Genomic DNA, 22501 nt, shown 5'->3' with positions numbered 1-22501 from the left:
TCATCAATTAACACGCGGCGCGCAGATGACCCACCCGCCAAAACACTAGCAGGCCGTACAGGGACGCGCCGCGCCATCAAGCTACGCGCTCCAGCAGCATGCCTGCGATCTCCAGATGTGCCGAATGCAAGCGCGCATAGAACTGCGTTCGACCACACCCGCAGTGCGCCCATTTCTGGCGTTCTACGCTTTCATGGTTCAGGTAATGCTCTTGCACCACTTGGGCCAGATGCCAGGACAGACGCTTGTTTACGATCACCTCAATGTCTGCACTCCATGGCAGCAGCATCTTCGAACCACCGCGTGTGCCTCGAATCAATTCCCCCCGGCAATCGATCAATTGACCCAACATACTGCTGGCAGATCTGTCAGGGCCACCGCCACCGTGCATGTCGAGCGCCCACAATTTCAACATCTCATCCATTTCCGGGATCAAAATGCGGTCTCCTGCCTGGACACCGCCGACCCTCGCTTCCACTCCGGCGGTTTCACATACTCATAGCTGCGCACACCACGTACACAGTTACCCTTGCGCCGGCGGGGCCAATTCATCCGATGCATAATCTTGCCGATGCGCATTTGCTCGGGTCTACCCCAGTGGCTTGGATCGATGTTAAGCGCATGCTCAAGCAAGTGCGCGCCCGTCACCGTATCGCCAATATGCTTGTCGGCCAGGTAGCCGACCACCAGGTCTTCCCACATATCTGCCTGATAACGCTGATCCTGCTCGGCTGCGAAAACATCAGCCTCATCGCGCTCCACCCACCATATGTCACCTGCGCGAAAACAGGCTAACGCTTCGGCCCAGAGTTGATCACGGTCGGCTCGCAGTCCCTCAAGATCAACTTTGGTACACATTACCGGCCAGTAACGGCGGTTGCCCGTATCGTCCTTCAGGTACTCATCCTGGTTGGTCGTGCCGATAAAAACGCTCTGCCGGGGAACATCCAGCATCCGCCGGCCATAGCTCTCGCGGTAGGTATCGATGGGCGATGAGACGAATTGCTTGGCCTTGGTCGACTCTGCCTTGTTCAGTGAGTCCAGCTCAGCCATCTCAACAATCCACTTGCCCCGGATCGCCTGATAGGCGTCTTTGCTGCTCAGGTCAAACGATGTATCCATGAACCACTCGCCGCCCAATACTCGCGCAGCCGTAGATTTCCCCTCGCCCTGCAAGCCTTCCAAAATCAACATTGAGTCAGCCTTGCAGCCAGGTCGACACACGCGTGCCACCGCAGAAATCAGCCAGCGCTTGCCCACCTTGCGGGTGTACGAACTATCCATAACACCCAGCCGATCCTGCAACCAACGCTCAAGGCGTCGCACGCCATCCCACTCAAGGCTTTCAAGATACTCTCGCACCGGGTGGTAGGCGTTGTCATTCGCCACCGCACTTACAGCCTCAACAACGTGGGCAGTCTTCACCCGTAGCCCGTAAACATCAGCAAGCCACAGCGCCACCCTGATGTCGTCAAGATCGGTCCAGTCCCCCTTGCCCCCGCCATACGGAGGCGTACGCAGCTTGCGCGTCTTCGAACTGAACGAATCCCAGGCGATTACCCCGGCCCAGCGTTTATCGTTACCCAGAATCAATGCCACGTTGAATGGGTGTACGATCAATCCTCCTTTTTCAGAGTACTGCAGCTTCTCACGCCACCCCTCATCGGTAGAGGGTCGAACCACCGCCAACACCTGGCGGCGCACTGTGTCCATGCCCTCAGCACAATGCAAGTCGTTAAAGTCCGTCCAGCCGTCTTCCCGGTCGTTATCGAATACCGGAGTAACCACCTGCCCACCGACCACAACCGACGCATTGCCAGCCTTGATTACCCCCGCGTTATACGGGTGCCCATTCACAACCGTCTTCCAATCATCATCTGCGCAAAACACCAGTTGCCGGCCGGGATACTTTGTGCGCATAGCTTGTGCCACCGGCAGCAGATTGCCGGCATCAAAGCAAATGCATACCGTCAGCGAGGTCGCCATGTGCAGGCTGGCGCCGGTCGCGTATCCCTCAGCAATCAAAATCACATCGCCTGGCTCAGGCTCTGGGCCAATCAGATGAAACGCGCCTTCCTTCGCCAAACCGTACGGCCAGTAGGTTTTGTTCCGACCCGTAGCAGCCTGCTTTTCCGGGTACAACACCTGTAGCCCAACAATATCGCCTTTAACATTGCGCATAGGCACGAAAGCCGTACCGCTCTTCGCCCTGTAACGCAGACCAACGCCAACTACCCGCTTGGCATCCAAGTAACGCGAACTGCCCTTTTCAGAGAGGTGCTTCCACATACCTGCAGCGCGCCGGGCGGCAGTGCGGTGCTTTCTATCCTCAGCCAAGGCGGCTTTACGCTGGCCCTCCTCGGCCCTGGCACGCATTACCGCTCGATCTTCAGCGCTCAGCCGCCCGCCCTTAGGCTTGATCTTCTGCCAACTGCCTTTTTCACCCTGACGCCAGTCGCCAAATGCGCCGCAATACAGTGTTTTGCCGTCACCAGTCAGATGCTCATAGATCACATACCAACCGGTTTTCTCCGGGGCCTTATCACCGTCGCACTCGCAACGCGTTCGCTTACCAATCACCAGTGGAGTTTCTGGTTTAAGCCCGTAGTCCTGCAACTGGGCCAACACATCATCAAGTAGTTCGTGATTAGTCATGTCCGTACCCCACGCCGGTCTGCCAGGTCCTGGCAGTCAGTGCAGCGCGTACAGCCGCGATCAAGCATTGCCAACCGCCGAGCCTCTAGGATGACATCCCCGCAGTCCACGCACTCGAGTGTACATTGGCCTGGATTGGCAGTAGGTCGCGCGGCCATGGCCACCGCGAGATTAAGAGCAATGACGTTATCAGCAACATCTGCGTTGTCAGACATAGCTCAGGTCCTCCGCATGCATCTTGCGGAGCACCGCGCGCAACTTGAACACTGCCTGCACCATGCGCTCGGCCAGCAGTTCAAACTCAGCCAGTTCGTCATCGTCCAATTTGTCATCGGACAATGAGGTAGATACATGCGTAGCTAACTCCCCCTCACGAGAAAGCAACTCGCCAATGCCTGCCATCAGCGACTGCGCCGTGTCGGTGTCGCTCAACTCGGAAACGTCGATTCCCACCCAACCGATGGGATGCAGCAACGCATCTACGATGCGTGGGTCGCGCGTGGCATCCAGCACCAATTCAAGATCGCCGATGTTAGGCATGTGGCTGGTATTGGTCAGGCTCAGCTTATGATTGAGGGTAGTAGCGTTGCAGCCGTCGATAGCGGCAATGGCAGTGGCGCCGCCCGGATAATCACGTGCGGCGTGGAGCAAAGCTTGCGGTAGAGTCAACAGCGAACGCCGTGCGCGCTCAATGGAATTGAACTGTTTACGGTTCATGGCAAAACTCCAAAAACTCTGCCAGTGACCGCTGCATGCCTGTTTGGTACAGTTGTGCTGTGGTCACTTACAGGTGGTCGCATGCAGCCGGTTGCTCTGTGGTAGAAAACCCGGCTGCACCCCGATGGCAAGGCACACGCTCCGCATGTGCCCTTCCGTTACAGCCTGCAGACCGTGGTGGGTTAGCAGACAACCCAAGGCATCCGTGCCTTGGGGGGTGGTGGAACGGCGCGTTGTATTGGTTTGCTCCGCGCCGCTCTGCCTTTTACTTCGTTAAGCGGCCTGCTGGCTTGACGCTTTATCTGTCGCCCTGAGCTTTCCATTGGTAAGCACTTGAACCTGGTACTGGCGTGACTGCGGCGGCTCAGTGCCCCATTGCGATACTGCAGCAGGGGATACTTTCAGAGCCGCAGCCACTTTAGATTTCCCTCCGAAGAAGGCGATTACTTCTGTCGTGAGCATGGTGCTCTCCTGTTTGCCTGCCCAATACAGTAAGTACACTTAATTTATTTGGCAAGCAAATGAAGGACTCCAAACAGAGTAAGCCTTAAGCTAGCTTAATGAATACTCCAGCAGAAAGAATCGCATACGCCATTTCCAAGTGCGGAAAGAAAGCCAGCGTCTTGGCCATAGAGTCCAACCTGAGTGCTGCCAGAATTAGCCAGTTAGCCCAGGGAGACGGGAGTCTCAAGGCTGAAAATCTTTTTCTATTCGCACGCGCTACTGGGTTCTCCGCCCAGTGGCTTGCCGAAGGCATAGGGGACAAATATGACGCCGGTACCCTCGAAGAGGTCCATGTGCTGATCCCCCAATTCACCGCCAAGGCGGGTGCAGGCCCGGGACACACAAACCACCACATAGAAGACCTCGGCGGCCTAATGTTTAGGCGAGACTGGCTTACCAGAATGGGCTTGAAGGAAAAGAACCTCAAGGTCATCTACAGCTCAGGAATGAGCATGTTCCCGACCATTGCTGATGATGATGTGCTGCTGATTGACGAAGGCCAGCGGGAGCCGTTGAACGGCAGAATCTATGCAATTCAGCGCCCAGACGGAGACGTCAGCATCAAGCGCTTAGTCCACACGCTCACCAACGGTTGGATAATTCGCAGCGACAACGAGGACAAACGCGCTTATCCCGATGAGAACGCTACCGATACAAGCATTGGTCATCTACTCATCATCGGGCGGGCCGTATGGCACGCCGGAGCCCTCTAATTGTAGGTCTCTTAACAAAAAACATAAGCAATCTTGACTTAAAAAGTTAAGAGAACTTTAATTACCTCACTCTCCCACCACAGAGCGAGGCAATTCCCATGCAACCAGCAACCTTGCACGTACTCCCAACGTGCCCAGAAAGCCGCGTTTTCGAGGTGCGCCGCCTAGCCATAATCCACGGCTGCGCCTTTGCCCCCACCAAACGCAAATCAACCACCAGCCCAACGCCTACCCCCTTCAATCCAGATGATGGAGGGCGTGCAGCATGAGTAGACTATCTCTCAACGCCAGCGCCTACATCCGTCTACAGGCCCAGGTAAACCTTAGTGGCACGTTCAATCACACCCTGCATTCGTGTGATGGCTGCCAATCCGTAGCGGCTCAGGTCGAGATCGAACAGTGCACCGCCGGCATCACGGTGATGGTGCGCATCTGCGGGACGCGCAATACATCAATCACCCTCGATAAGCACCGCAAAAACAACGCCACGCGCGTTGCGAGCTTTATCGAAGGTATCGCCAATGGCCGCCTCCCTACCGGTGTACCCGACGTAGATGAGCATGAAGCTGTCAGCGATATAGAGGCCACCCTGCGTCTGGCCATCCGACGTGGGCGCGGCATTTACCATCTGATCGCTGACGAACTGGAGCCCTCTGTACAGATCCAGCGCCACCCACGCGGCGGCTATATCGCCAAGCTCGAAATCGACGACGACGCCGGCTGCCTACTCACCCTGCCCGCCGACAACCAGCGCGCCTACGCAATCTTGGCTGAAAACCTAAATCAATTCCTGCAGGGCTACCGCAATAGCCTCGCAGCCGTCGCGTGAGGTGTCGTCATGAGCCTATCCCTCAAACGCGTAGCCGGACGCCTAGGTTTGGGTCACCGCGAGCTGATGAAACGCATGCGCGACAAAGGCCTGCTGGATCAATACAACCTGCCAAGCAACCCTGCCTTGACCAAAGACTTTTTGGTCACCCGTGAGAGTCGCTGGTTTCACGAGAAGCTTGGCATTCAATACAAGCGCACCACGCGGGTGACCGAAGTTGGCATTTCCTGGCTGGCCAGGCAGATCGGTATTGAGCGCCCAGCCCCACCCGCCGTGCCTGACCCGCGAGAAGTCGCGTAATGAGACAGCCTGAAGCATGGCCGCGCCAGTACGCCCGCCAGATCACGGCGATGCGATCCCGAGAGGAACGCATCACTGCGCTGGCAGAAGTACCGGAGCACCTACGTGATCTGGTACGTACCCACGTTGAGATCGCCTGGAACCACCCCCGAGGGAACACACATGGACCGCAAACTGATTGATACCCTACTAATCGAACTACTGAACCTGCCTGAAGAACGTCGTACGGCTGAGAAAATTCTAGCCAACCTCACCCTGGCCGCCACCGCCGCCGACGCTTCCCTCGCCATCACCGGCGCACCGCTGCAAATCGAGCACCTACAACTGGCGGCTGCTCTCGACCAACTCGTGATCGATCTCGGCCCCAACTACCGTGCTCGCGCCATGCTGCGCCTTGGCAACGGCATTGAGGGCGTTGAGCTGGGTGGCGTTCTCGAACCGCTAGACAGCACCTCACCACTGCCGCGTTTCGTGGCATTTGGCAGCACGGCACGGACAGCACTGGCAGCCATCAACCGTGACATTAGAGCGAGCCACCAACCCCACACTAAAGAACCGACGCAACGTAAATCGGGAAAGCTGACGCTCGGCACGCTCAAGGCGCAAGTAGATAAGGCGAATGCAGCATGACGGCCTCCGTACAACGCGAACTGCGCCTGCCGATAGCGCCCAGAAGTCAGACCGTTGACCTGTTGTACCGAACTCTCGGGGATCTGCTCGTACCCGTAGAACAGGTACGAGAACGCTACTTCAGCAATCTCAACCAGGACAACTTCACTCGCGCACTGGCAAGCGGCCGTGTAGCGCTACCCATCACCACTCTGGATACCAGCGCCAAGCGCCCCCGGTTTATCGACATCCGCCATCTGGCCATCTTCATTGATACGCAGGCCGATGCCGCAGACGAGGAGCTGACAAGCAATCAACCCAGTCAGACGAGCGATGACTCTTTAACCAACACACTTCGATAACAGCTGAACCACCGCAACCGCTGCACCACCAGCCAAGCGGAACACAACAGCAGGAGCAAACCACATGACTGCATTTGAAATTTTCGCGTTGATCAGCTTCGTAATTGCACTCGCCATTCTGTACTGGGTCGGGTATCGAGGCGGATTGAAGGATGGCTGGAGCGATGGTTACGACGACGGCCACGGTAAGGGCTATATCGAGGGTATTGAGGAAGGCGAGTCGTCGGGCGCTACTGCTCTCGAAAACGCCACGCGCCGATGCGAACGCCTGGAACTGATTTTGATCAGGGAACCCCAGGACCGTCAGATCCTGACGGCCATCGCGGGAAAACTCAAACTCGCCGCCGACTTCTTTCAAGCGATCAAATCGGAAGGCCACGCAACCCAAGCACTCATTCTGCGCGACCACGCTTTGAGCATGGCAGCCGAGTTGGATTCCTTCTATCAGGAGGATGCAGCATGAGTCGCGCTATCCCAATGCTGCGTCTGACGCCCCAGGCCGCTGGAACACTGCAACAGCAGTACACCAAGGCTATGAAGGAACTGAACGCAATGACTCGCCATAACAAAGAGTTCGACCGGCAACTGAAAGCGCTGATCGGTTACGACGCACTGCGCGAATTGCATAAGGCAACTGACAACGCCCTGCTGCTGGCCGATCTCGTGAAGGAGGCCGCATGAACTGGATCCTCACCCACACCGGCAGACGTTTTGATCTGTTCGAGCCTGACGCCGACATGATTGATCCCCGGGACATCTCCCATTCACTGGCACACCTCTGCCGCTTCAACGGGCACACCCGCGAGTTCTACAGCGTGGCGCAACACAGTTGCATCGTCGCCGAGCTGGTGCCGGAAGAACACAAGCTCGCTGCCTTACTCCACGACGCGCCAGAGGCGTACCTGGGCGACATGACCAAGCCACTTAAGCAGTGGATACATGCATACCAGGACTTCGAAGACTGGGTGTGGCAACGCGTGTGCCAGCGCTTCGACATCGCGGCAGAACTCCCTGCATGCGTTCACCAGGCCGACTTAATTGCACTGGCCACCGAACGCCGCGACCTGATGCCAACCGATCCGGCTATCTGGGATTGCTTGGTCGGCATACAACCCATGGCTGAAATCATCCGTCCATGGCCTGCCGCAGAAGCACGACTCACCTACCACCAGCGCCTGATGGACCAACTCGCTGTCGAACATCGGAGGAAAGCGGCATGAAGAATCAACAGGAAAACATCAGCGCCGGTGCCGCTTTGCTCCGCAGCACCAGTGGTGTCAACACGTCAGAAACAAACAGTCTCTGCTGCGCAGCAGCAGGCATTATTGCTCCTTCAAGCGCCACTGCCGAGGCACATATACCCCACGAAAAGCTGCGCGGGGCAGCGGTCAGTAATGCAACGCTTACCGCTTCGGGACGCCCGCTCGCGCAGCCTGCTTTGGGGTATACGCAAGTCTCGAATGCTGCTGACCAAGATTGTCCAACCTGCCGCGATTGGCCTGTGGGCTTCTGCGATGAATGTATTGCCGCCGGGAGGACTTGGTAATGCTTAAGCGAACCCTCACCCACTTCCACCTCTGCTGCGGCCTCGGCAGCGGCGCTGCTGGTTTCAGCGACTCCAAACCGGTCCTAGGACCAGTGCAAGCTGAATGGCGCTGCCTGGGTGGCGTCGACGTCGACCCTGCCGGGTTGCGCGATTTCCAAATGATGACCGGCGTACCTGGCACGCTGATAGACCTGTTCACCCGCGAGCAATTCACGGCGTTCCACGGCCAGCAGCCTCCCACCGGTTGGAAGGAAGCGACCGCCGAGGATCTACGACGCGCCGCCGGCAATGAAGACCCTGACGCGGTATTCATCAGCAGCCCCTGCAAAGGGGCCTCGGGCCTGCTGTCCGAGAGAATGAGCCAGACGCCCAAATACCGGGCACTCAACGAGCTGACGTTGCGCTGCGTTTGGCTGATGTGCGAAGCCTGGAAGCACAACCCGGTATCGCTGATCGTCTTTGAAAACGTCCCGCGCCTGGCCACCCGTGGCCGCTACCTGCTGGATCAGATCACCAAGCTGCTCAGGCACTACGGTTACGCGGTGGCTGAAACCACCCACGACTGCGGTGAAATCGGCGGGCTGGCCCAGAGCCGCAAGCGCTTCTTGCTGGTGGCCAGGCACGTCGAAAAGGTACCTGCGTTCCTATACGAACCGGAAAAGCGCAGCCTGCGCGCCGTTGGTGACGTGTTAAGCCGCATGCCGCTGGCCGGCGATATCGATCAGGCGGGGCCGATGCATCGGGTTCCAGCGTTGCAGTGGAAAACGTGGGTCCGCCTAGCCCTGGTTGAAGCCGGCAAGGATTGGCGCAGCCTGAGCCGGTTTGCGATCGAGGACGGGTACCTGCGCGACTTTGTGATCGTGCCGGAATACCGCGCCGGTTACATGGGCGTACACGACTGGCAGGACACTGCCGGCACGGTCGCCGGCCGGTCGAGCCCAACCAACGGCAAGTTCTCCGTTGCCGCCCCTCGACCGACCAGCAAATTCGAATACACCCAATACGGCGTGCTGCCCTATGACCGTCACTGTGGTGTGGTCACCGGCCAACGCAGCCCAGAACAAGGAACGTTCAGCGTTGCCGACCCACGCATGGGCGGCGAGCGGCACAACAACGTCTTCCGGGTAGTTCGCAACGACCAAGCCGCCGGTACTGTTACCGCAGGGCACGGCCCCAGCTCCGGCGGGCAGGCAGTGGCTGACCCTCGACAACCGTCGAAGGGCTTCGGCAAGTACCTGGTCACTGATTACAGCAAGCCGGCCGGCACCGTCATCGCCGGCAGCACCACCGGGCAAGGCGCTTTCGCCGTGGCAGATCCCGCCTACAAAAAAAGGCACCCGAATGCCAGCACGCAAAAGTTGCGGATCACGCCCTGGTGCAAAAACGCCAAGACCGTGACCGGCTCACAACAGGTTGCAAGTGGGGCTATATCGATCACAGATCCTCGCCCGGGCATGTCACGCACCAAGGGCGACGCCTACCTGACCGGCGGACATTACGGTGTCGTCGACTACAACACCCCGGCCGGCGCCGTGTCCGCCAGCGCTTGCCACGACAATGGCCGGTGGTCAGTTGCAGACCAGCGCATGCCGGCGCCGAACGACCGGCTGACCTGCATGGTCACCAGCCTCGACGGCACCTGGCACCGCCCTTTCACCACGCTGGAGTTGGCCGCGCTGCAATCGTTGTTTGATCCAGAGGACCACTGGTCAGCAGATCCACAGACCGCCCATGAGATCGAGCGTATGCAGCGCGTTCGGAAGATTGAACAGGCGGGAGTCTTCCGGCTGGACGGAATCAACGACGGCCAGCACCGGGAGCGGATTGGCAACGCGGTACCACGTGCGGCCGCACGAGCAATGGCGGATGTTTTCGGCATGACGCTGCTGCTTTCCGAGGCTGGAGAGACGTTCATGCTCAGCAACATTTCGGTTTGGGTGCGGCCGGTGGCGATTGCGCTAAGTGTGGTGCAGCAGGAGGTTGGCATATGAACGTTTTCCTATTGCTGTACCTGTGCGCGGACGCAACCCGTACAGACTGCCAGGTGGTGAAGGCTGATAGCTGGAAGGGACCTCACGCCTACGAACAATGCCTTGACGTTCTGCCTGATCTGACCGAGGCGCTGACTGCGCCCAACCGGAAACGACACAGATTCGCGTGTGAGATCCAATCCGACGGCGCACAACCCGCAGAGCAGAAGCTACTGCCGTCGCGCGCACATCAATCGTTTCGGATGTAAGAGGAGAGGTGCATCAATGAATACTCAGAAAGAAACCGTGAAAACACGGGAGGCAGCATGAGCGCAGCAGAAAAACTCGACTTCAACATCACCCCCGGCGCCTGGTTTCGCCAGGATCTGCTGTACCCAGTCTTCGGCCTAAGCACCGAAGCGGTTCGCAAGTACCGTTCCCGCGGTCTGTGGCTTGAGGGCAAGCACTGGCGTTACGACCCCGCTAACGTGATCGTCTACAACCGCGAGGCCATTGAGCGCTGGATGGAAGGAAAGCCATGATCGACAAGATGCCAACTGGCGTGGAGATGAACGGCAAGCAACTCCGCATCTGGTTCATCTTCAACGGTCAACGGTGCCGGGAACCCCTGGAAGGGATCTCGAAGGTAAACAAGGCCGCGATCGCCTACGCCGACAACAAACGACGTACCATTCTCGCGGAAATCAAGGAGGGCCGCTTCGATTATGCGGCCCACTTTCCGAACTCGCCCAGGGCTGCCATGTTCACGGGCACAGGCGGCCCGTCACTCAAGCGCACAGTGAAGGAAGGCATTGACCGGTGGCTGGAGGTCCAGCGCGCCCTCAAAGCATCAAGCACGGTGGTCAACTACGTGAGCAAGGCCGTGCACGTAGAGAACAAGTTCGGCAAACGCCGAATCGTCGACATCAGCAAAAGCGACATCGAGCTGTTCCAGGCGCAGTTGCTCAAGCAAGGGCTGGCTCCAAAGACGGTAAATGACATCTTCACCGTCGTGCGCGGTGTCTGGGCTGACGCGTTTGGTGACGGCATCCTGAAAGCCAATCCGCTCGATAGGATCAGAAACGTCGGATCGGACGTCGACCTGGAGCATGCCGACCCCTTCAGTCGCAACGAGATTGAGTCGATTGGCAAAGCAGATCCCGACCGTCGACCTGATACCCGAATGATTGAGTTCAACTGCTGGGCCGGATTGTCCCTTTCCGAACTCATCGGGCTCGCCGTTGAAGATGTAGATCTTGAAGCCGGCCTGGTACACATCCGCCGCGCATTGGTCGTCGGAGAATTCAAAGTCCCCAAAGAGCGCTCCAGGGTCCGAGCCATCGAACTCATAGACCCAGCCCTCGAACTGATGCGAGAGATAGTTGCCGACGCGAAGGAAGCAGTAGCCGAAGAGATCACCGTTATACAACGCGACAACATCACGTCCAAGAAGATGAGAGTCAGGTTCCTTTTCCGCAGCTCGACCAGCGGTTTGCTCTGGAACGGCAAGACATTGAGTAACTGGTTCACCGCCCATCTGAAAAAAGCAGAGGTCCGCCACCGAGGCGCCAACCAATGCCGCCACACGTTTGCCAGCCAGATGCTGTCGAGTTACGTTCCGGTCGAATGGGTGGCCAGGCAACTGGGGCACGCCGATACAACCATGGTGCGAAAGCATTACGGGAGATGGATACCGAAGGACACCAAGAGCATGGCTGGCATAGTGTCAAAGATGCTTGGATTTCGTGAGAACTAACGACATGCCCACGTAAAGGTGGGCATGACGCTTTTCGATTTCAGCGGTTACTTGGATGAACTGCAGCCTGTAATACGGCAACAATTTCATGCGGCCCCATCAGACGGTTTATGAGTTGAGCTCGTATCGGTTCAAACACTTCATACATCCGCGCGTACATTTCGACTACTGGGCAGTGCGAGTTCAAAGTAGCGACATCTTTCATCGATTCAAAGCGATCCAGATCATTCACCAGGTAACGAACAGCCCGTCTGTGGTCAAGTTCGTTATTGCCGTCATAGCCACGGAATTGAACCAGGGAAGACGCGTGAGGCACCTCACCTTCGACTATCGCCCGTTCAGCGGGAGAAAGTCTTTCGAAGCTATCTCCTAGAAACGAATACATGTCCAGGGTATCAACGACTGCCGTAACATGAGGCGGGTTATGGCCTTGTTCGTCTCTAATATCGTATGCCCAATCGAGAACCCATAAGTCATTCGATGCAATGGCACTGCTTACGAGCTCGGGATCAAAGCCGTCATTGATCCCGAGCTTCTTGTAGATCGCGCATAGCATCTGCACTGTGAGCTGTTCAATCACTGTAGGTTGCATTTCATTGCCTCTGAGAGTGGATGCGCCGGATACACCCCATTCAGTGAAAAGGGATCCGAAACAAGCATAGTGACAAACGGCCACCAGTGCCGCTCCATATGCAGACGCAACCTCTCGGAGACGTAAAATGCTGGCTCTGAGCGGTATAACAGCCGCGTTTCTTGCCCTAAAAATGCCCTAACCTAAACGTCGTAAACGAAAAAGCCCCCGTGATCATCAATGATTACGGGGGCTTTATCTTGTTCAATAATGGCGGAGAGATAGGGATTCGAACCCTAGGTACCGGTGAAGGTACAACGGATTTCGAATCCGTCCCATTCGGCCACTCTGGCATCTCTCCAACGGCGCGCATCATAACAGCCTGTTTCGTGGAAGCAAAGCTCGAATAGAGATTTTTTTCCGTGCTATCAGATGCTTGCGTCGATTACAGCGGTACGCCGAGACGATGGGCGACTTCTTCGTAGGCTTCGATCACATCACCGAGGCCCTGGCGGAAGCGGTCTTTGTCCATCTTCTTCTTGGTGTCCTTGTCCCACAGGCGGCAGCCGTCCGGGCTGAATTCGTCGCCCAGGACGATAGAGCCGTCGTGGAACACACCGAATTCCAGCTTGAAGTCCACCAGCAGGAGGCCTGCGTCGTCGAACAGCTTGCTCAGCACGTCGTTGACCTTGAGGGACAACTCCTTCATGCGCGCCAGTTGCTCAGCGGTGCCCCAACCGAACGCCACGACGTGGGATTCGTTGATGAACGGATCGCCCTTGGCGTCGTCCTTCAGGAACAGCTCGAACGTGTAAGGGTTGAGCTTGAGGCCCTCTTCCACGCCCAGGCGCTTGACCAGGCTGCCGGCGGCGTAGTTACGCACGACGCATTCCACCGGGATCATATCCAGCTTCTTGACCAGGCACTCGTTGTCGCTCAGCAGTTTGTCGAATTGGGTCGGGATGCCGGCCGCTTCGAGTTTCTGCATGATGAAGGCGTTGAACTTGTTGTTCACCATGCCCTTGCGATCCAGTTGCTCGATGCGCTTGCCGTCGAACGCCGAGGTGTCGTTGCGAAACAGCAGGATCAGGCGGTTGGCGTCGTCGGTCTTGTACACCGACTTGGCTTTGCCGCGGTAGAGTTCTTCACGTTTTTCCATGATGGGCTCCGCTTTGAGTGAGGTGGGCTAGGCGATGTGTCGCCAGTCGAGCCCTGAATCTTGATCGGCCAGTTGCAGCCAGTCCGGGTCGCACCCAAGGGTGTCGACAAAACATTGCCGGGCAAGCGTCGGCAGGTTGTTCTTGCTGCTCAAGTGGGCCAGGACCAGGTGTTGCAGGTCTTGCCAGCCCAACTCGTACACCAGGTACGCCGCCTGGTGGTTGTTCAAATGTCCCAGTTCGCCACCCACCCGCTGCTTGAGAAAGTACGGATAGTGACCGCGAGCCAGCAGGTCTCGGCAGTGGTTGGACTCGATCATCAAGGCATCGAGGTTCCGGTAACCGTCCAGCACCTTGGCACAGTAGGAGCCCAGGTCGGTGAGCACGCCGAAGCGCCGCTCCCCATCACTGAATACATACTGCGTAGGTTCCTGGGCGTCGTGCGCCACGGCAATCACATTGATGCTCAACGCGCCAATCTGCAGTTGCTCGCCACCCGCCAGGAAACCTGCGGGTTCAACGGGTTTGCGCATCCCGCGCAACGTACCGCGACTGAGGTACACCGGAAGATTGTAGCGCCGAGACAGCAAACCCACGCCATGCACGTGGTCGGCATGTTCGTGGGTCACCAGGATCGCGCTCAGCTGCGAGGGGTGAACCCCCAGGCGCAGCAGGCGCCGCTCGGTTTCCCGCAAGGAGAAACCACAATCAACCAGCACATACGTGTCGTCGTGGGCGACCAGCGTACCGTTCCCTTGGCTACCGCTGCCGAGAACGGCAAAACGCACCGGATCAGCCCAGGTTGTCTTGAATCACGCCCAACACTTTGCGCGCTGTTTCAGCGGGCGCAACGGTGTTGATGTTTTTCTCGACGGTGACTTGTACGGTTTCGCCAACCTTGCTCAGGCGAACCTGATAACGCTCGGCGCGGGTTTCGATCTCTTCCTTGGTCGGCTTGCTGCCGAACAACTTGCCGAAGAAACCAGGCTCGTCGTCTTTCTTCTCGGCTTTTTCAGCCACGTTGATGTAGTACAGGCCGAGGCTGCGGTTGATGTCTTCAACGCGCCAAGGGCCTTGTTCCAAAGCACGACCCACACTGGCCCAGGCACGGTCCAGGTCTTCACCCAGGTTCAGCACCACGTTGCCGCTGCCGTCCTCGGTGAGGCTGACGCGGCTAGGGGTGTCGTAATCACGCGCCGCGAGCAGGGAAACGGAACCGCCCTTCTCGGAAATACGGCTCATGCTGGCCAGCATCTCGTCGACCAAGGCGGCATCGACGCCGGTGTTGACCGAGCGGTTGGTGAACTCGACGTTGGACGTGCTGCCGGCAGGACGCTCGGCGCTGACCACATAGACTTCACTGGTATTGCGCTGTACGCCAGGCTCGATGCGCACACGCACACGGGCTTCGCTGTCAGCCGCGACGCCACCGGCCTGCAGGCGCTTGGCCATGTTGGCGGACAGCTCGCTGCCTTGCTGCCATGCGGTGGTGAACTCACCGGTCTGCGGGCGCTGCTCGTCGATGCGGAAACCGTTGTCCTGGAAGAACTGCACGGCCACCGGCCAGACTTCGGCAGGTGGGCGCTGCGCCACGATCCAACGCGAGTCACCGCTCTTCTGCAAGCTGTAGTCGCTGGCATCCGCCACGGCCGAGATCGGCTGTGGACGTGGCACTACGTACTCACCCTTGGTGGTGTCGTCGGCCACGTTACGCGGGATCGGCAGCAACGGGTCAAGGCGCTTGGCAACATTGACGTCCGGTGGCAATTGCATCGGTTTGGTTGCTTGTGCTTCCAGGTAATCGCTGCCGCGGTCACGGAAGTAGCCTTCCGGGCCCCAGATCCAACCGCAGCCACTGGTGCTGGAGATAATCAAGGCAAGTGCGGAAAGTCCGGCCAATCGCTTCATGCGTAGTGCTTCCTCAATTAAACCAGGACGCCGGACTGGCGCAGGGCCTGTCGCAGCGGTTCGTGAAAGGCTTCGCTCAGACGGGTGAGCGGCAGACGGATACCGTCCGGCATCATGCCCATCTCGAACAGCGCCCATTTCACGGGAATAGGGTTGGATTCGATAAACAGTGTCTTGTTGAGTGGCATCAGCTTCTCGTGGATCGCACGGGCAGTCACGGCATCGCCAGCAAGGGCGGCTGCGCACATGTCGCTCATGGCGCGGGGGGCCACGTTGGCGGTCACGGAAATGTTGCCCTTGCCGCCCAGCAGGATCAGCTCGACTGCAGTGGCGTCGTCACCGGAATACACCAGGAAGTCGCTGCGCACGCCGGCCAGGATGTCCTTGGCACGTTGCAGGTCGCCGGTGGCTTCCTTGATGCCGATGATGTTCGGCACGGTGGACAGGCGGATCACGGTCTCAGCCTTCATGTCGCACGCGGTGCGGCCCGGTACGTTGTAGAGGATCTGCGGAATATCGACGGCTTCGGCAATGGTACGGAAGTGCTGGTACAGGCCTTCCTGGGTCGGCCTGTTGTAGTACGGGGTCACCAGCAGGCAGGCATCTGCGCCGGCTTTCTTGGCGTTCCTGGTCAGCTCGATGGCTTCACGCGTCGAGTTGGCGCCCGTACCGGCGATCACGGCGATACGGCCCGCGACACGCTTGACCACGAATTCGATCACCTGGATGTGTTCTTCCACATCGAGGGTGGCCGATTCACCCGTGGTGCCGACCGCCACGATGGCGTTGGTGCCTTCTTGCAGGTGGAAGTCCACCAGTTTGCCAAGGCTGTCCCAGTCGAGATGACCTTGTGCATCCATGGGTGTGACCAGTGCGACCATACTGCCCGCAATCATGCAACCGCTCCTGCCGGAAAAAGAGAGCCGTAATGGTACTGGCGCCAAGATGCTTGTACAAGCGAAGTACCGCCTGAGGATGCGTTCTGGATCAACTAAACGACGGGCAATGCCATCATTGCGCGAAAGTGGAGGTCGCGGTGGGGTAAAAACCCGCCGATCACGCAATGAAAACGCCACCTCCTATCCCTTGGCGACGCTTTTCGCTACCCTTCATGCTTTGATCGATACAGCCCTCACCGTATCGACCGCTCATCGTTTTAGGAAGGCTGCATGTCCACCCCCACAGTTCGCGAACAATTCCTTGTTATCAGTGCCCTCGGCGCCAACCCCATGGAGCTGACCAACGTCCTGTGCCGCGCCAGCCATGAAAACCGCTGCGCCGTCGTGACCTCGCGCCTGACCCGCCATGGCGAGTGCAGTGCGCTGGTGTTGCAGATCTCCGGCACCTGGGACGCCCTGGCGCGCCTTGAGACTGGCCTGCCGGGCCTGGCCAAGAAGCACGACTTCACCGTCAACGTGGTGCGCAGCGCCGCCCTGGAGAACCGTCCCCAGGCCCTGCCTTATGTCGCGTATGTCAGCTCGGCCTATCGCTCGGACATCGTCAATGAGCTGTGCCAGTTCTTTATCGACCATAACGTCGAACTGGAGAACCTGACCTGCGACACGTACCAGGCCCCGCAAACCGGCGGCACCATGCTCAATGCCACCTTCACCGTGACCTTGCCGGCCGGCGTGCAGATCAGCTGGTTGCGCGACCAGTTCCTGGACTTCGCCGATGCCTTGAACCTTGACGCGCTGATCGAGCCTTGGCGCCCACAGAACCCAATGTAAGGAACCCTCCATGGCGGTAGTCATCGACAAACCCGTAGCCGATTTCGAAGCCCCGGCCACCAGCGGCCAGACCTTCAGCATCAAAGCCCTCAAGGGCAAGCAAGTGGTGATCTACTTCTACCCGAAGGACAGCACCCCGGGCTGCACCACTGAAGGCCAGGGTTTCCGTGACCAGTACGCAGCGTTCAAGGCCGCCAACACCGAGGTGTTTGGCGTGTCGCGCGACAGCGTGAAGTCCCACGAGAACTTCAAGGGCAAGCAGGCATTCCCCTTTGAGCTGATCAGCGACAAGGACGAGGCGGTTTGCCAACTGTTCGATGTCATCAAGCTGAAGAAGCTATACGGCAAGGAATACCTGGGTGTGGATCGCAGCACGTTCCTGATCGATAGTGAAGGAGTGCTGCGTCAGGAATGGCGCGGCGTGAAAGTGCCGGGGCATGTGGACGCCGTGTTGGCGGCGGCGCAGGCTTTGAACAAGGCCTGATCAGCAGCGCGAGCCACTGTAACGAGGGCGCTTGCTCCCGCTGGGCTGCGAAGCAGCTCCGATAAAAAGGCAGCAAGCGCCCTCGTCACAATTCGCCCTGCCGCTATAACAAAGGCGCCACCACCGGCTCCTGCCGCGGCCACGCGTCCAGCACCGCCTTGAACAGCGTTGCCAGGGGAATCGCAAAGAACACCCCCCAGAATCCCCACAACCCGCCGAACAACAATACCGCGCAGATGATTGCCACCGGGTGCAGGTTGACGGCTTCGGAGAACAGCAGCGGCACCAGCACGTTGCCGTCCAGGGTCTGGATAATCCCGTACACCGCCATCAGGTAGATGAACTGGTCGCTCCACCCCCACTGGAACAGGGCGATCAATGTGACCGGTACCGTCACCACCACGGCGCCGACATACGGTACCACCACGGAAATGCCGACCAGCAAGGCCAACAGCGCTGCGTAGTTCAAGTCCAGGGCGATAAAGGCGATGTAGGTCACGCCCCCACAGATAATGATCTCAATGACCTTGCCCCGAATGTAGTTGGCAATCTGCCGGTTCATCTCCTCAGCCACCCGGGTAATCAGCGCCCGCTCGCGTGGCAGGTAGCCACTGACCCAGCGGCCGATCATTGCGCGGTCTTTAAGGAAGAAGAACACCAGGATCGGCACCAGCACCAGGTAGATCATGATATTGACCAGCAGCGGCAGGCTGGACAGGGAAAAAGTAAGCGCCCATTGGCCGAATTTTCCGATCTCGCCACGGGCCACTTCGATGGCCTGTAGCACCTGCTCGTCCGATACCAGGTGCGGATAGCGCTCCGGCAACAGCAGCAACAGTGACTGCCATTTGGCGAGCATGCCCGGCAGCTCGTTGAACAGGGTGATCAATTGGTGCCACAACAGCGGTACCACGATCACGATAAAGACCAGCAGCAACCCCATGAACAAGGCAAACACCAAGCCCACCGCCGCCGCGCCCGGCAAGCGCAGACGCTCCAGGGTGGTAACCAGGCCTTGCATCAGGTAGGCCAGCACCATCCCCGCCAGCACCGGCGCGAGCATGCCGCCCAAGGTGAGTACGGCGGTGAACGCGAGGAAGAGCAGGACCGCCAGCACCACGGCTTCTTCATCGGAAAAGTAACGCTGAATCCAGTCTCGTAACACCTTGAACATCAATCAACCTCAGACAATGGGGGGGCAAACGGCTCAGGCCTTGCGCAACCAGTAACAGTAGACGCCGGCTGCATCTTCTTCATGCAACAACGTGTGGCCTGCCAGTTTGGCAAAGGTGCGAAAGTCACGCTGGGAGCCTGCGTCCGTGGCGATCACCTTGAGTATTGCGCCACTGGCCAAACGATTGAGTTCCAACTTGGCCTTGAGCAAGGGCAACGGGCAATTGAGGCCGCTGGCATCGAGTTCGGCATCAAAGGCTACAGCGTCGGTCATGGTTTTACTCCGGGCAGCGTTCGGGGTGCTTAGAATATCTGGTCCGAAGCTCAGTGTCCGGCTACAGTAAGCTCTTTGTCCAAAGGCTCTGTGCATGACTTTCTTGCGCCCCACCCTGCTGACGCTGGCTTGCCTGCTGGCCTCTCCAGGCTTCGCTGACGACCTGCCGTCACTTGGCGACGCCAGCTCTGCCATTGTCTCGCCACAACAGGAATACCAACTGGGTCGTGCCTGGCTGGCTTACCTGCGCGGCCAGGTCTCACAGCTTAACGATCCGCAGCTCAAGGATTACGTCGAAACCAGCGTGTACAAGCTGGTGGAGACCAGCCAGGTCAATGACCGGCGCCTGGAGTTCATCCTGATCGACAGCCCGCAGCTCAACGCCTTTGCCGCACCTGGCGGCATTGTGGGGGTCAACGGCGGCCTGTTCCTGAATGCGCAGACCGAAGGTGAGTACGCTTCAGTGCTGGCTCACGAATTGGCTCACTTGTCGCAACGCCATTTCGCCCGAGGCGTGGAAGCACAGCAACGCATGCAGATCCCGATGATGGCCGCCCTGCTTGGCGGCATCATTGCTGCCGCCGCAGGTGCCGGCGATGCCGGTATTGCCGCGATCGCCGGCACCCAGGCCGCCGCGATCCAGGAACAACGAAGGTTCTCTCGCCAGAATGAGCAAGAGGCCGACCGTATCGGCATCCTCAACCTGGAAAAAGCCGGTTATGACCCGCGCTCCATGCCGACCATGTTCGAGCGCCTGATGCGCCAATACCGCTTCGACGCCAAGCCCCCTGAATTCCTGCTGACTCACCCGGTAACCGAATCGCGGATCGCCGACACCCGCAACCGCGCGGAGCAAGCCAAGCCCGGTGGCAAGGAAGACAGTCTGCGCTATCAGTTGATTCGCGCACGGGTGCAGTTGCAATACGAAGACACGCCTGGGCTGGCCGCCAAGCGCTTTCAGGCACAGTTGGACGAGAACCCGAAGAACGATGTGGCGCGCTATGGCCTGGCCATTGCCCAGATCAAGGGCACCCAGCTCAAGCAAGCCAGGGAAAACCTGGCCCCGTTGCTGGCCAAGGCCCCCAACGACATCACCTACAACCTCGCGCAAATCGAGCTGGACATCACCAGCAATCACTTGCCGGATGCCCAGCAACGGACCGACCGGATGCTTACCCAGTACCCCGGCAACTATCCGCTGAACCAGGTGCGGGTTGACTTGCTGCTCAAGCAGAACCGCACCGCCGATGCAGAAAAAGCCCTGGACGGCTTGCTCAAGTCCCGCCCGGACGATCCGGACGTGTGGTATCAGGTCGCGGAGACGCGCGGCTTGTCCGGCAACATCATCGGCCTGCATCAGGCTCGCGCCGAGTACTTTGCACTGGTGGGCGATTTCCAGCAGGCGATCCAGCAGCTGGACTTTGCCAAGCGCCGCGCCGGCAACAACTTCCCCCTGTCATCCCGCATCGATGCACGCCAGCGCGAGCTGATCGAGCAGGAACGCCTGGTCAAAGGGATGATGAGTTAAACCCATCGCCCACAAAAAAGCCCCGCCTTCGCTGAACGAAGGCGGGGCTTTTTTATTGGGCTGTGTTACTCAGCCAGCTTGAAGGTAATGAAGCTGGCACGGCCCTGACGCAATACCCGCATCGATACCGTACGGTTCTTCGGCAGCGCCTTGGCGATGTCGGTGAACTGCTTGGTGTTGTCGATCGCCTGATTGTTCAGGTGAGTAATCACGTCACCTGGCTGCAGGCCAATCAACGCCGCAGGGCCGTCCTGGACTTCCTTGATCACCACGCCGCTTTTCAGGTCGAAGGTCTTTTTCTGCTCATCGGTCAGCTCGGCCACGGCAATACCCAGGCGATTGCTGCTGCGTTCGGCGCCCGGCTTGGTGTTACCCAGGGCGTCGAGGGTCGCGCCTTCTTCAGGGATCGCGCCAACGGTCAGTTCAACGTTCTGGCGCTTGCCTTCACGGATCACTTCCAGCTTGGCCTTGCTACCTGCCTTGAGTGCGCCCACCAGGTGCGGCAGGTCTGCCGACATGATGATCGGCTGGCCATTCATGCTCAGGATCACGTCGCCCACTTGCAGGCCGCCTTTGGCAGCAGGGCCGTCATCCTGGATCTGCGCGACCAGGGCACCCGCCGGCTTGTCGAGGCCGAAGGATTCAGCCAGGTCTTTGTTCACTTCCTGAATCACTACGCCCAACCAGCCACGGCTGACCTTGCCACCGCTTTTCAGCTGGTTGGAAACATCCATGGCCACGTCGATCGGGATGGCGAACGACACGCCCATGAACCCACCGGAACGGGTGTAGATCTGCGAGTTGATCCCCACCACTTCGCCGTTCAGGTTGAACAGTGGACCACCGGAGTTGCCCGGGTTGATCGGCACGTCGGTCTGGATGAACGGTACATAGTTTTCGTTCGGCAGGCTGCGACCGATGGCGCTGACAATACCTTGGGTCACCGTATGGTCAAAGCCAAACGGCGAACCGATTGCCACTACCCATTGCCCTGCCTTCAGGTCCTGGGACTTGCCCAGTTTCAGCACCGGCAGGTCCTTGCCATCGATTTTCAGCAAGGCCACGTCGGAACGAGGATCGGTGCCGACCAGCTTGGCTTTCAACTCACTGCGGTCGGCCAGGCGCACCAGAATCTCGTCAGCGTCGGCAATCACATGGTTGTTGGTGAGGATGTAGCCATCCGGCGAAATGATGAAGCCAGAGCCCAGGGATTGCGCTTCACGCTGACCGCCACCACGGGGGGATCGCTGTTGCGGCGGCATGCCACGCTCGAAGAACTCGCGCAGCATCGGCGGCAAGCCCTCCAGGTCGGGCATCTGCTGGTTCGAGACTTTGCGATCCGGCAATTTCTGCGTGGTACTGATATTCACCACGGCAGGCGAGGCTTGCTCAACCAATTGAGTGAAGTCAGGCAGCTCGACCGCTTGCGCGGACACGGCCTGACCCAGCACCAATACCGTGGCGACTATGGATAGGTAAGACTTCAAACGTGGTATCGACATACAGCTCCCGTTACGACGAGCAGGGTTGAGCGACAGGGTTCAAAAAACGCCGGAAACTGCGACCGACATCTTTGTTCCGCGAACAAAACAAGGCCAGAGCCGACATGCCCTGACCTATAAAAAACATGAGGGATTTTTGCAAGTGAAAATGCTGATCCGGACATTTCATGTCTCTCGGCAACCAACCTGGCAGGGACTTAGAGTGAAAGGTCA

The 22501-nt window shown here is 58.6% G+C and carries 27 protein-coding genes and 1 tRNA gene; 15 read left to right on the top strand and 13 right to left on the bottom strand.

Going from position 1 to position 22501, the window contains the following annotated elements:
• Nucleotides 1–76 precede the first annotated feature (76 nt).
• The 4 genes from AC1Q6I_RS06205 to AC1Q6I_RS06190 all read right to left on the bottom strand — a co-directional run bounded on the left by AC1Q6I_RS06205 (nt 77) and on the right by AC1Q6I_RS06190 (nt 3834).
• On the bottom strand, nt 77–436 hold the full coding sequence (locus tag AC1Q6I_RS06205) for a PA0613 family protein (protein WP_256581202.1): 360 nt from the start codon (nt 434–436) through the stop codon (nt 77–79).
• Entirely contained in the window at nt 433–2655 is a 2223-nt protein-coding gene (locus AC1Q6I_RS06200; protein ID WP_102624450.1) for a VapE domain-containing protein, read from the bottom strand. The genes AC1Q6I_RS06205 and AC1Q6I_RS06200 overlap by 4 nt, the downstream gene beginning before the upstream one ends.
• Nucleotides 2656–2862: 207 nt before the next feature.
• Nucleotides 2863–3372: a phage regulatory CII family protein gene (locus AC1Q6I_RS06195; RefSeq protein ID WP_102624452.1), complete on the bottom strand. Its 510-nt coding sequence runs from the start codon at nt 3370–3372 to the stop codon at nt 2863–2865.
• Between the two features lie 273 nt (nt 3373–3645).
• A complete protein-coding gene (locus tag AC1Q6I_RS06190) occupies nt 3646–3834 on the bottom strand; it encodes a Cro/CI family transcriptional regulator (protein ID WP_102624453.1) in 189 nt (62 codons plus the stop codon).
• A gap of 98 nt (nt 3835–3932) precedes the next feature.
• Here AC1Q6I_RS06190 and AC1Q6I_RS06185 point away from each other — a divergent pair, with 98 nt between their 5' ends.
• From AC1Q6I_RS06185 to AC1Q6I_RS06130, 12 genes are all read left to right on the top strand, one after another.
• Nucleotides 3933–4589: a LexA family transcriptional regulator gene (locus tag AC1Q6I_RS06185; RefSeq protein ID WP_102624454.1), complete on the top strand. Its 657-nt coding sequence runs from the start codon at nt 3933–3935 to the stop codon at nt 4587–4589.
• Nucleotides 4590–4854: 265 nt separating this feature from the next.
• Nucleotides 4855–5418, top strand: a complete 564-nt coding sequence (locus AC1Q6I_RS06180; RefSeq protein WP_102624455.1) for a hypothetical protein — start codon at nt 4855–4857, stop codon at nt 5416–5418.
• Nucleotides 5419–5427: 9 nt separating this feature from the next.
• Nucleotides 5428–5718, top strand: coding sequence for a phage antirepressor KilAC domain-containing protein (locus AC1Q6I_RS06175; protein WP_102624456.1), 291 nt, complete (start codon nt 5428–5430; stop codon nt 5716–5718).
• 162 nt (nt 5719–5880) lie between these two features.
• The gene (locus tag AC1Q6I_RS06170; RefSeq protein WP_102624458.1) at nt 5881–6348 is read left to right on the top strand and encodes a hypothetical protein; all 468 of its coding nucleotides are present in this window, start codon (nt 5881–5883) and stop codon (nt 6346–6348) included.
• The gene (locus AC1Q6I_RS06165; RefSeq protein ID WP_102624459.1) at nt 6345–6689 is read left to right on the top strand and encodes a pyocin activator PrtN family protein; all 345 of its coding nucleotides are present in this window, start codon (nt 6345–6347) and stop codon (nt 6687–6689) included. The genes AC1Q6I_RS06170 and AC1Q6I_RS06165 overlap by 4 nt, the downstream gene beginning before the upstream one ends.
• Nucleotides 6690–6753: 64 nt before the next feature.
• Nucleotides 6754–7152 carry a FliH/SctL family protein gene (locus tag AC1Q6I_RS06160; protein ID WP_102624460.1) on the top strand — a complete coding sequence of 133 codons (399 nt, stop codon included), beginning with the start codon at nt 6754–6756 and terminating at the stop codon, nt 7150–7152.
• Nucleotides 7149–7370: a hypothetical protein gene (locus tag AC1Q6I_RS06155; RefSeq protein WP_102624461.1), complete on the top strand. Its 222-nt coding sequence runs from the start codon at nt 7149–7151 to the stop codon at nt 7368–7370. Before AC1Q6I_RS06160 ends, AC1Q6I_RS06155 begins: the two co-directional genes overlap by 4 nt.
• The gene (locus tag AC1Q6I_RS06150; protein WP_102624462.1) at nt 7367–7909 is read left to right on the top strand and encodes a phosphohydrolase; all 543 of its coding nucleotides are present in this window, start codon (nt 7367–7369) and stop codon (nt 7907–7909) included. Before AC1Q6I_RS06155 ends, AC1Q6I_RS06150 begins: the two co-directional genes overlap by 4 nt.
• A complete protein-coding gene (locus tag AC1Q6I_RS06145; protein ID WP_256581201.1) occupies nt 7906–8235 on the top strand; it encodes a hypothetical protein in 330 nt (109 codons plus the stop codon). Before AC1Q6I_RS06150 ends, AC1Q6I_RS06145 begins: the two co-directional genes overlap by 4 nt.
• On the top strand, nt 8235–10226 hold the full coding sequence (locus AC1Q6I_RS06140; protein WP_102624463.1) for a DNA cytosine methyltransferase: 1992 nt from the start codon (nt 8235–8237) through the stop codon (nt 10224–10226). The genes AC1Q6I_RS06145 and AC1Q6I_RS06140 overlap by 1 nt, the downstream gene beginning before the upstream one ends.
• A 305-nt stretch (nt 10227–10531) precedes the next feature.
• Nucleotides 10532–10747, top strand: a complete 216-nt coding sequence (xisR, locus tag AC1Q6I_RS06135) for an excisionase family protein (protein WP_102624465.1) — start codon at nt 10532–10534, stop codon at nt 10745–10747.
• Nucleotides 10744–11961 carry an Arm DNA-binding domain-containing protein gene (locus tag AC1Q6I_RS06130; protein ID WP_102624466.1) on the top strand — a complete coding sequence of 406 codons (1218 nt, stop codon included), beginning with the start codon at nt 10744–10746 and terminating at the stop codon, nt 11959–11961. Before xisR ends, AC1Q6I_RS06130 begins: the two co-directional genes overlap by 4 nt.
• Before the next feature lie 40 nt (nt 11962–12001).
• On the opposite strand, the gene AC1Q6I_RS06125 is transcribed toward AC1Q6I_RS06130, so the two are convergent.
• The 6 genes from AC1Q6I_RS06125 to dapA all read right to left on the bottom strand — a co-directional run bounded on the left by AC1Q6I_RS06125 (nt 12002) and on the right by dapA (nt 16493).
• Nucleotides 12002–12553 (bottom strand): YfbU family protein, encoded by a 552-nt coding sequence (locus AC1Q6I_RS06125; RefSeq protein ID WP_102624467.1) that lies wholly within the window; start codon nt 12551–12553, stop codon nt 12002–12004.
• Nucleotides 12554–12803: 250 nt separating this feature from the next.
• Nucleotides 12804–12893: transfer RNA gene (locus AC1Q6I_RS06120), tRNA-Ser, on the bottom strand.
• A gap of 84 nt (nt 12894–12977) precedes the next feature.
• Nucleotides 12978–13691, bottom strand: coding sequence for a phosphoribosylaminoimidazolesuccinocarboxamide synthase (gene purC / locus AC1Q6I_RS06115; RefSeq protein ID WP_024074003.1), 714 nt, complete (start codon nt 13689–13691; stop codon nt 12978–12980).
• 27 nt (nt 13692–13718) lie between these two features.
• Complete coding sequence (locus AC1Q6I_RS06110) at nt 13719–14477, bottom strand: MBL fold metallo-hydrolase (RefSeq protein WP_024074002.1); 759 nt, start codon at nt 14475–14477, stop codon at nt 13719–13721.
• 4 nt (nt 14478–14481) lie between these two features.
• A complete protein-coding gene (gene bamC / locus AC1Q6I_RS06105; RefSeq protein WP_024074001.1) occupies nt 14482–15597 on the bottom strand; it encodes an NlpB/DapX family lipoprotein in 1116 nt (371 codons plus the stop codon).
• Nucleotides 15598–15614: 17 nt separating this feature from the next.
• A complete protein-coding gene (gene dapA / locus AC1Q6I_RS06100) occupies nt 15615–16493 on the bottom strand; it encodes a 4-hydroxy-tetrahydrodipicolinate synthase (RefSeq protein WP_024074000.1) in 879 nt (292 codons plus the stop codon).
• 273 nt (nt 16494–16766) lie between these two features.
• Between dapA and AC1Q6I_RS06095 the strand changes: the two genes are divergently transcribed.
• Together AC1Q6I_RS06095 and AC1Q6I_RS06090 are read left to right on the top strand one after the other, a co-directional pair.
• Entirely contained in the window at nt 16767–17327 is a 561-nt protein-coding gene (locus AC1Q6I_RS06095) for a glycine cleavage system transcriptional repressor (protein WP_003172487.1), read from the top strand.
• Nucleotides 17328–17337: 10 nt separating this feature from the next.
• The gene (locus tag AC1Q6I_RS06090) at nt 17338–17811 is read left to right on the top strand and encodes a peroxiredoxin (RefSeq protein WP_024073999.1); all 474 of its coding nucleotides are present in this window, start codon (nt 17338–17340) and stop codon (nt 17809–17811) included.
• Between the two features lie 103 nt (nt 17812–17914).
• Here AC1Q6I_RS06090 and AC1Q6I_RS06085 read toward each other — a convergent pair whose 3' ends face one another.
• Both AC1Q6I_RS06085 and AC1Q6I_RS06080 read right to left on the bottom strand, forming a co-directional pair.
• Nucleotides 17915–18985 carry an AI-2E family transporter gene (locus AC1Q6I_RS06085; RefSeq protein WP_024073998.1) on the bottom strand — a complete coding sequence of 357 codons (1071 nt, stop codon included), beginning with the start codon at nt 18983–18985 and terminating at the stop codon, nt 17915–17917.
• Nucleotides 18986–19018: 33 nt separating this feature from the next.
• The gene (locus tag AC1Q6I_RS06080; protein ID WP_024073997.1) at nt 19019–19258 is read right to left on the bottom strand and encodes a sulfurtransferase TusA family protein; all 240 of its coding nucleotides are present in this window, start codon (nt 19256–19258) and stop codon (nt 19019–19021) included.
• Between the two features lie 94 nt (nt 19259–19352).
• Between AC1Q6I_RS06080 and AC1Q6I_RS06075 the strand changes: the two genes are divergently transcribed.
• Nucleotides 19353–20786, top strand: coding sequence for a M48 family metalloprotease (locus tag AC1Q6I_RS06075; protein WP_024073996.1), 1434 nt, complete (start codon nt 19353–19355; stop codon nt 20784–20786).
• Between the two features lie 65 nt (nt 20787–20851).
• Here the strand turns inward: AC1Q6I_RS06075 and AC1Q6I_RS06070 are convergent, their stop codons facing one another.
• Nucleotides 20852–22288, bottom strand: coding sequence for a DegQ family serine endoprotease (locus AC1Q6I_RS06070; RefSeq protein WP_024073995.1), 1437 nt, complete (start codon nt 22286–22288; stop codon nt 20852–20854).
• Nucleotides 22289–22501: the final 213 nt, after the last annotated feature.

Source organism: Pseudomonas sp. MPR-R2A5, from assembly GCF_058793055.1.
This window is presented reverse-complemented; position numbering and strand designations above follow the sequence as displayed.

Excerpts from the sequence above, each read along its gene's own strand:
- AC1Q6I_RS06125 (WP_102624467.1), bottom strand. The coding sequence starts at position 12,553 with ATGCAACCTACAGTGATTGAACAGCTCACAGTGCAGATGCTATGCGCG.
- AC1Q6I_RS06200 (WP_102624450.1), bottom strand. The coding sequence starts at position 2,655 with ATGACTAATCACGAACTACTTGATGATGTGTTGGCCCAGTTGCAGGAC.
- AC1Q6I_RS06180 (WP_102624455.1), top strand. The coding sequence starts at position 4,855 with ATGAGTAGACTATCTCTCAACGCCAGCGCCTACATCCGTCTACAGGCC.
- purC (WP_024074003.1), bottom strand. The coding sequence starts at position 13,691 with ATGGAAAAACGTGAAGAACTCTACCGCGGCAAAGCCAAGTCGGTGTAC.
- AC1Q6I_RS06070 (WP_024073995.1), bottom strand. The coding sequence starts at position 22,288 with ATGTCGATACCACGTTTGAAGTCTTACCTATCCATAGTCGCCACGGTA.
- AC1Q6I_RS06130 (WP_102624466.1), top strand. The coding sequence starts at position 10,744 with ATGATCGACAAGATGCCAACTGGCGTGGAGATGAACGGCAAGCAACTC.
- AC1Q6I_RS06095 (WP_003172487.1), top strand. The coding sequence starts at position 16,767 with ATGTCCACCCCCACAGTTCGCGAACAATTCCTTGTTATCAGTGCCCTC.
- AC1Q6I_RS06085 (WP_024073998.1), bottom strand. The coding sequence starts at position 18,985 with ATGTTCAAGGTGTTACGAGACTGGATTCAGCGTTACTTTTCCGATGAA.
- bamC (WP_024074001.1), bottom strand. The coding sequence starts at position 15,597 with ATGAAGCGATTGGCCGGACTTTCCGCACTTGCCTTGATTATCTCCAGC.
- AC1Q6I_RS06075 (WP_024073996.1), top strand. The coding sequence starts at position 19,353 with ATGACTTTCTTGCGCCCCACCCTGCTGACGCTGGCTTGCCTGCTGGCC.
- AC1Q6I_RS06195 (WP_102624452.1), bottom strand. The coding sequence starts at position 3,372 with ATGAACCGTAAACAGTTCAATTCCATTGAGCGCGCACGGCGTTCGCTG.
- xisR (WP_102624465.1), top strand. The coding sequence starts at position 10,532 with ATGAGCGCAGCAGAAAAACTCGACTTCAACATCACCCCCGGCGCCTGG.
- AC1Q6I_RS06165 (WP_102624459.1), top strand. The coding sequence starts at position 6,345 with ATGACGGCCTCCGTACAACGCGAACTGCGCCTGCCGATAGCGCCCAGA.
- AC1Q6I_RS06090 (WP_024073999.1), top strand. The coding sequence starts at position 17,338 with ATGGCGGTAGTCATCGACAAACCCGTAGCCGATTTCGAAGCCCCGGCC.
- AC1Q6I_RS06145 (WP_256581201.1), top strand. The coding sequence starts at position 7,906 with ATGAAGAATCAACAGGAAAACATCAGCGCCGGTGCCGCTTTGCTCCGC.
- AC1Q6I_RS06150 (WP_102624462.1), top strand. The coding sequence starts at position 7,367 with ATGAACTGGATCCTCACCCACACCGGCAGACGTTTTGATCTGTTCGAG.
- AC1Q6I_RS06140 (WP_102624463.1), top strand. The coding sequence starts at position 8,235 with ATGCTTAAGCGAACCCTCACCCACTTCCACCTCTGCTGCGGCCTCGGC.
- AC1Q6I_RS06160 (WP_102624460.1), top strand. The coding sequence starts at position 6,754 with ATGACTGCATTTGAAATTTTCGCGTTGATCAGCTTCGTAATTGCACTC.
- AC1Q6I_RS06175 (WP_102624456.1), top strand. The coding sequence starts at position 5,428 with ATGAGCCTATCCCTCAAACGCGTAGCCGGACGCCTAGGTTTGGGTCAC.
- AC1Q6I_RS06080 (WP_024073997.1), bottom strand. The coding sequence starts at position 19,258 with ATGACCGACGCTGTAGCCTTTGATGCCGAACTCGATGCCAGCGGCCTC.
- AC1Q6I_RS06155 (WP_102624461.1), top strand. The coding sequence starts at position 7,149 with ATGAGTCGCGCTATCCCAATGCTGCGTCTGACGCCCCAGGCCGCTGGA.
- AC1Q6I_RS06170 (WP_102624458.1), top strand. The coding sequence starts at position 5,881 with ATGGACCGCAAACTGATTGATACCCTACTAATCGAACTACTGAACCTG.
- AC1Q6I_RS06185 (WP_102624454.1), top strand. The coding sequence starts at position 3,933 with ATGAATACTCCAGCAGAAAGAATCGCATACGCCATTTCCAAGTGCGGA.
- dapA (WP_024074000.1), bottom strand. The coding sequence starts at position 16,493 with ATGATTGCGGGCAGTATGGTCGCACTGGTCACACCCATGGATGCACAA.
- AC1Q6I_RS06190 (WP_102624453.1), bottom strand. The coding sequence starts at position 3,834 with ATGCTCACGACAGAAGTAATCGCCTTCTTCGGAGGGAAATCTAAAGTG.